The organism is Intrasporangium sp., assembly GCF_051961875.1.
In the GTDB taxonomy this organism is placed as follows: Bacteria; Actinomycetota; Actinomycetes; order Actinomycetales; family Dermatophilaceae; genus Intrasporangium_A.
In genome coordinates, this window is sequence record NZ_JBQCCV010000194.1 from 46145 (window position 1) to 52388 (window position 6244).

The following is a 6244-nucleotide window of genomic DNA, read 5'->3' on the forward strand; positions in this document are numbered from 1 at the left end:
GTGGGGCGTGGGCGCCGGGGAGGGGGCTGGGCAGCATACGGTCAGGCGGACGGCGTCCTTTCGTGTGCGCCCAACTCGAGCTTCTGCACCTTGGGGTCACCGGCGTCCGCGAAGTAGTCGGCGGGAATCGTCTCGTCCACGCCCTCGCCGGCCCTCGCGAGCCGGAAGATCACCGTGAGGACGGCCGCGACGACGACGTTGATGACGAACGACGTCAGGGCGATGTAGCCGAGCTCCCCGATGCCGGGGATGGTCGCGAGGGTGCCGCCGAAGTGGGCCTTCGTCGCCGGGTTGATGACCTCGTAGGCCGTGATCGTCCCGTAGACCATGCCGACGGCCCAGCCGATGAGCAGCGCCCACCGGTGGAACCACCTCGTGTAGAGGTAGAAGACCACGGACGGGAAGGTCTGGAGGATCCAGATCCCGCCGAGCAGCTGGAAGTTCAGGGCGTTGGTCTTGTCGAGGGCGAGGACGAAGACGAGGGCGAAGGCCTTCACCACGAGAGAGGTCAGCTTCGAGACCCTCGCCTCCTGCGCGACCGTCGCGTTCGGGCGCATCCACGCCTTGTAGATGTTGCGGGTGAAGGTGTTCGACGCCGCGATCGACATGATGGCGGCGGGGACAAGGGCACCGATGGCGATGGCCGCCCAGGCGACCCCGGCGAACCAGGACGGGAAGAAGTCCTGGAACAGCTGTGGCACGACGAGCTGCGGGTTCGGCTTGCCGTCGAGGCCGATGGGCTTCGTGCCGGCGGCGATGGCGACCCAGCCGAGCAGCGCGAGCAGCCCGAGCAGGAACGAGTAGGCCGGCAGGATCGAGGCGTTGCGGCGGATCGTGTTGCGGTCCTTGGCCGACAGCGTCGCGGTGACGGAGTGCGGATACATGAAGAGGGCCATGGCAGAGCCAAGGGCGAGCGTGGCGTAGGCCCAGTACTGCCCGACCGGCGGGATGAACGTCCCGTTCGGCTTGCCCGTGGCTGCGTTCGTCGCGTGCATCTTCGTCTCGGCCGCGGCGAAGACGTGACCCCAGCCGCCGACCTTCGACGGCAGGTAGATGACCGCGACGATGATGACGAGGTAGATCAGCGTGTCCTTGACGAACGCGATGATCGCCGGGGCCCTCAGGCCGGACGTGTAGGTGTAGAGCGCGAGCACCAGGAACGCGATGAAGATCGGTGCGTCCTTCGCGATCACGTTGCCGCCGCCGCCCACGCCGGCCACCTCGAGGACGGCCTGGATACCCACGAGCTGGAGGGCGATGTAGGGCATCGTCGCGAGGAACCCGGTGACGGCGACCGCCAGCGACAGCCCCCGCGAGCCCGACCGGCCCTGCACGAAGTCGGCCGGCGTGACATAGCCGTGTCGGTGCGACACCGACCAGAGCCGCGACATGAAGATGAAGATGATCGGATAGAGGATGATCGTGTACGGCACCGCGAAGAAGCCGCTCACGGCGCCGGCCGAGAACATCGCCGCGGGCACCGCGACGAAGGTGTAGGCCGTGTAGAGGTCGCCGCCGAGCAGGAACCACGTGATCCACGTGCCGAAGGAGCGGCCCCCGAGACCCCACTCCTCGAGGCTGGCCATGTTGTCGGGGCGGCGCCAGCGGGCCGCCCAGAAGCCCGCGACCGCGACGAGGACGAAGAAGAAGATGAGGACCCCGAGCCCGACGCCGTTGACGCCGTGGTTCGGGCCGGCAGCGGCGAGGGCGGTCATCGGTTGTCCTCCTCGTCGAGGAACTCGTCACCTTCGGTGCTCATCGGCCGGTGCGGGCGTGCCCTGAGGACGACGCGGTAGGCCGAATAGGTCAGCACCGAGCAGATGATGACCCAGAGGAACTGGTACCAGATGAAGAACGGGAAGTCGCCGAGACGAGGCCCGTCCTTTGCGTAGGTCCCGACGAGCATCAGGGCCACGATCGGAATGGCGATGAGGATCCCCGCCACGACGAGCAGGCCCTTGTTGGCCGGTGGAGCGTCATGGTGGTGCGGCGTTGCGCTCATGGTGAACTCCGTTGTCCGGGTCCCTTGTGTGGGGCCGTACCCTTCGGAAACTACTCCCGCACCAGCCCTGCTGGGGAGATGAGCGTGCGGCGAGGGTGGGCGCGGTCCGGCCTCTGGTGGGTGCGGGGCGTCGTCGGGCCACCGATAGGCTGTCGCGCATGGCTGATTTCGATGTGGTTGTGCTCGGTGCCGGTCCCGGAGGCTACGTCGCGGCGATCCGCGCGGCCCAGCTCGGCAAGAAGGTTGCGGTCGTCGAGAAGCGCTACTGGGGCGGGGTCTGCCTCAACGTCGGCTGCATCCCGAGCAAGGCGCTGCTGCGCAACGCCGAGATCGCCCACATCATCACGCACGAGAAGAAGACCTTCGGCATCGAGGGCGACGCGACGATGTCCTTCGCGACGACCCACTCGCGCAGCCGCTCCGTCGCGGACGCGAGCGCCAAGGGCGTCCACTACCTGATGAAGAAGAACAAGATCGAGGAGGTCGACGGCTGGGGGACCATCACCGGCCCGACGTCCCTCGACGTCGCCCTCAACGACGGCTCCTCGCGCACCATCACGTTCGACAACCTCATCATCGCGACCGGTGCCACGGTGCGCATGCTCCCCGGAATGCAGGTCAGCACCAACGTCGTCACCTACGAGGAGCAGATCCTCGACGCGAACCTGCCGGGCTCGATCATCATCGGCGGCTCCGGCGCCATCGGCGTCGAGTTCGCGTACGTCCTCAAGAACTTCGGTGTCGACGTCACCATCGTCGAGTTCCTCGACCGGATGGTCCCGACCGAGGACGCCGACGTGTCGAAGGAGCTGGCCCGGCAGTACAAGAAGCTCGGCGTCAACGTCTTGCTCTCGACGGCGGTCAAGAACGTCGAGGACACCGGCTCCGGGGTCCGGGTCACCGTCGCCCCCGCCGCCGGGGGTGAGGAGAAGGTCATCGAGGCCGACAAGTTCCTCGCGGCCTTCGGCTTCGCCCCCCGGGTCGACGGCTTCGGCCTCGACGCCGCGGGAGTGCAGCTGACCGAGCGCGGCGCCATCGCCGTCGACGCGCGCGGTCGCACCAACGTCCCGAACATCTACGCGATCGGTGACTGCACCGGCAAGCTCATGCTCGCCCACACCGCCGAGGCCATGGGTGTCGTCGCGGCCGAGACCATCGCCGACGCCGAGACGATGGAGATCAACTTCGACATGATCCCGCGGGCGACCTTCTGCCAGCCGCAGATCGCGTCCTTCGGCTACTCCGAGGAGCAGGCCCGCGACAAGGGCTACGACGTCAAGACCGCGAGCTTCCCCTTCTCCGCCAACGGCAAGGCGCGCGGCATGGCCGAGGGTGTCGGCTTCGTCAAGATCGTGGCGGACGCCGAGCACAACGAGTTCCTGGGCGCGCACATGATCGGCCCCGAGGTGACCGAGCTGCTGCCGGCCCTCACGCTCGCCCAGCAGTGGGACCTGACGGCCGACGAGGTCGCCCGCAACGTCTTCGCCCACCCCACGCTGAGCGAGGCGATGAAGGAGGCCGTCGAGGGCATCGCCGGCCACATGATCAACCTCTGACGCACCGCAAAGGGAAGGTATGCCGCTCAGCTCACCGGGCTGGGCGGCATACCTGCTGCTCGATTAGGGCGGCGCACCGCCGCGCTGTTAGGCTGACGGGTGCCGTCTGAACGGCCGCGGATCGAGAGTGCCCGGGTGAACCTGCCCCGGGGCGCCGCGCAACGAGTGAGATAGGAGTCGGTCATCCATGCCTTTGGACGCTGACGTGAAGAAGAAGATCATCGACGAGTACGCCACGACCGAGGGCGACACCGGCTCCCCCGAGGTCCAGATCGCGATGCTGACGCAGCGCATCAAGGACCTCACCGAGCACTCCCGGAGCCACGCCCACGACCACCACAGCCGTCGTGGCCTGCTCCTGCTCGTCGGCCGCCGCAAGCGGATGCTCCGCTACCTCGAGGCGACCGACATCGAGCGTTACCGCTCCCTCATCAAGCGGCTCGGTCTGCGTCGATGAACTCATGACGGAAGGCGGTCGCCGCACGTGCTGCGGTGACCGCCTTTCGTCATAGATGCCGGTCTCGCCGGCGACGAAGGAACCCCGCACACAACGACGATGTGCGAGGGCACGCGAAGAGAAAAGAAAGCGAGGGCCCAGATGGAGGGTCCAGACATCACCCACGCCGAAGCCGTGATCGACAACGGCAGCTTCGGCACCCACACCGTCCGGTTCGAGACCGGCCGGCTCGCGAGGCAGGCGGCGGGCGCCGTGACGGCCTACCTCGACGACGACACCATGCTCCTGTCCACGACGGCTGCAGGCAAGCAGCCCAAGGACCAGTTCGACTTCTTCCCGCTCACGGTCGACGTCGAGGAGCGGATGTACTCCGTGGGCCGGATCCCCGGCTCGTTCTTCCGCCGCGAGGGTCGTCCCTCGACCGACGCGATCCTCACCTGCCGCCTCATCGACCGGCCGCTGCGCCCGACCTTCAAGAAGGGCCTGCGCAACGAGGTCCAGGTCGTCATCACGGTCCTGTCCCTCAACCCGGACCACCAGTACGACGTCCTCGCCATCAACGCCGCGAGTGCCTCGACGCAGATCTCCGGGCTGCCGTTCTCGGGCCCGATCGGTGGCGTGCGTGTCTCGCTCATCGACGGGCAGTGGGTCGCCTTCCCGAGCTTCTCCGACATCGAGCGCTCGACCTTCGACATGGTCGTCGCCGGCCGCGTCGTCACGAAGCAGGACGGCTCCGACGATGTCGCGATCATGATGGTCGAGGCCGAGTCGACCGACGCGACCTGGAACCTCGTCAAGAACGAGGGCAAGCAGGCGCCGACCGAGGAGGTCGTGGCCGAGGGCCTCGAGGCCTCGAAGAAGTTCATCAAGGTCCTCTGCGAGGCCCAGGCCGAGCTCGCCGCGAAGGCGGCCAAGCCGGTCGAGGAGTTCCCCGTCTTCCTCGACTACGAGGACGACGTCTACTCCGCCGTCGAGGCCGCCGTCTCCGACGAGACCGCCGCGGCACTGACCATCGCCGGCAAGCAGGAGCGCGAGGACACGCTCGACGAGATCAAGGTCGGCGTCAAGGCCAAGCTCGCGGACGAGTTCGAGGGCCGCGACAAGGAGGTGTCCGCTGCCTTCCGTGCGCTGCAGAAGAAGCTGGTGCGACAGCGGATCCTGCGCGACAACGTCCGCATCGACGGCCGAGGCCTGGCCGACATCCGGGCGCTCTCGGCCGAGGTCGAGGTCGTCCCGCGGGCCCACGGCTCGGCCATCTTCGAGCGCGGCGAGACCCAGATCATGGGGGTGACGACGCTCAACATGCTCAAGATGGAGCAGCAGCTCGACACCCTCTCGCCCACGACGCGCAAGCGCTACATGCACAACTACAACTTCCCGCCCTACAGCACCGGTGAGACCGGCCGCGTCGGTTCGCCGAAGCGCCGCGAGATCGGCCACGGCATGCTCGCCGAGCGTGCGCTCATGCCGGTCCTGCCGACCCGCGAGGAGTTCCCCTACGCGATCCGCCAGGTGTCCGAGGCGCTCAGCTCCAACGGGTCGACGTCGATGGGCTCCGTCTGCGCCTCGACGCTCGCGCTGCTCAACGCCGGTGTGCCGCTGCGGGCCCCGGTCGCCGGCATCGCGATGGGGCTGGTGTCCGACGAGGTCGACGGTGAGACCCGCTACGCGGCCCTCACCGACATCCTCGGCGCGGAGGACGCCTTCGGCGACATGGACTTCAAGGTCGCCGGCACCAAGGAGTTCGTCACCGCCATCCAGCTCGACACCAAGCTCGACGGCATCCCGGCATCGGTCCTGGCCGGCGCGCTGACCCAGGCCCGCGAGGCGCGGCTGCACATCCTCGAGGTCATGGCCGAGGCCATCGACATGCCTGACGAGATGAGCCCCTACGCACCGCGGATCATCACGATCAAGGTCCCGGTCGACAAGATCGGTGAGGTCATCGGCCCGAAGGGCAAGATGATCAACCAGATCCAGGACGACACGGGCGCCGAGATCTCGATCGAGGACGACGGCACGGTCTTCATCGGCGCGACGGACGGCCCGTCGGCCGAGGCGGCCCGGGCGGCGATCAACGCGATCGCCAACCCGCAGATGCCCGAGGTCGGCGAGCGCTTCCTCGGCACCGTCGTCAAGACGACGACCTTCGGGGCGTTCGTCTCGCTGCTGCCCGGCAAGGACGGCCTGCTGCACATCTCCGAGGTGCGCAAGCTCGTCGGCGGCAAG

5 protein-coding genes are annotated in these 6244 nt (G+C 67.9%); 3 read left to right on the forward strand and 2 right to left on the reverse strand.

From position 1 onward, the window contains the following. Positions 1-41: 41 nt before the first annotated feature. Positions 42-1715, reverse strand: coding sequence for a monocarboxylate uptake permease MctP (mctP, locus tag ACTHJJ_RS11805; protein WP_440303141.1), 1674 nt, complete (start codon positions 1713-1715; stop codon positions 42-44). Next, positions 1712-2002 (reverse strand): DUF3311 domain-containing protein, encoded by a 291-nt coding sequence (locus ACTHJJ_RS11810; RefSeq protein ID WP_440303142.1) that lies wholly within the window; start codon positions 2000-2002, stop codon positions 1712-1714. Before ACTHJJ_RS11810 ends, mctP begins: the two co-directional genes overlap by 4 nt. A 158-nt stretch (positions 2003-2160) precedes the next feature. On the opposite strand from ACTHJJ_RS11810, the gene lpdA reads away from it, so the two are divergent. The 3 genes from lpdA to ACTHJJ_RS11825 all read left to right on the forward strand — a co-directional run. Beyond that, on the forward strand, positions 2161-3558 hold the full coding sequence (gene lpdA, locus ACTHJJ_RS11815; protein WP_440303143.1) for a dihydrolipoyl dehydrogenase: 1398 nt from the start codon (positions 2161-2163) through the stop codon (positions 3556-3558). A 187-nt stretch (positions 3559-3745) separates the two neighbouring features. After that, positions 3746-4015: a 30S ribosomal protein S15 gene (rpsO, locus tag ACTHJJ_RS11820; protein ID WP_440303144.1), complete on the forward strand. Its 270-nt coding sequence runs from the start codon at positions 3746-3748 to the stop codon at positions 4013-4015. Positions 4016-4156: 141 nt separating this feature from the next. Then, a partial coding sequence (locus ACTHJJ_RS11825) for a polyribonucleotide nucleotidyltransferase (RefSeq protein WP_440303145.1) occupies positions 4157-6244 on the forward strand: 2088 nt, incomplete at its 3' end.

What these genes read in the sequence shown, in the direction of transcription:
- mctP (WP_440303141.1), bottom strand. Translation starts at nt 1,715, where the DNA reads ATGACCGCCCTCGCCGCTGCCGGCCCGAACCACGGCGTCAACGGCGTC.
- ACTHJJ_RS11810 (WP_440303142.1), bottom strand. Translation starts at nt 2,002, where the DNA reads ATGAGCGCAACGCCGCACCACCATGACGCTCCACCGGCCAACAAGGGC.
- lpdA (WP_440303143.1), top strand. Translation starts at nt 2,161, where the DNA reads ATGGCTGATTTCGATGTGGTTGTGCTCGGTGCCGGTCCCGGAGGCTAC.
- rpsO (WP_440303144.1), top strand. Translation starts at nt 3,746, where the DNA reads ATGCCTTTGGACGCTGACGTGAAGAAGAAGATCATCGACGAGTACGCC.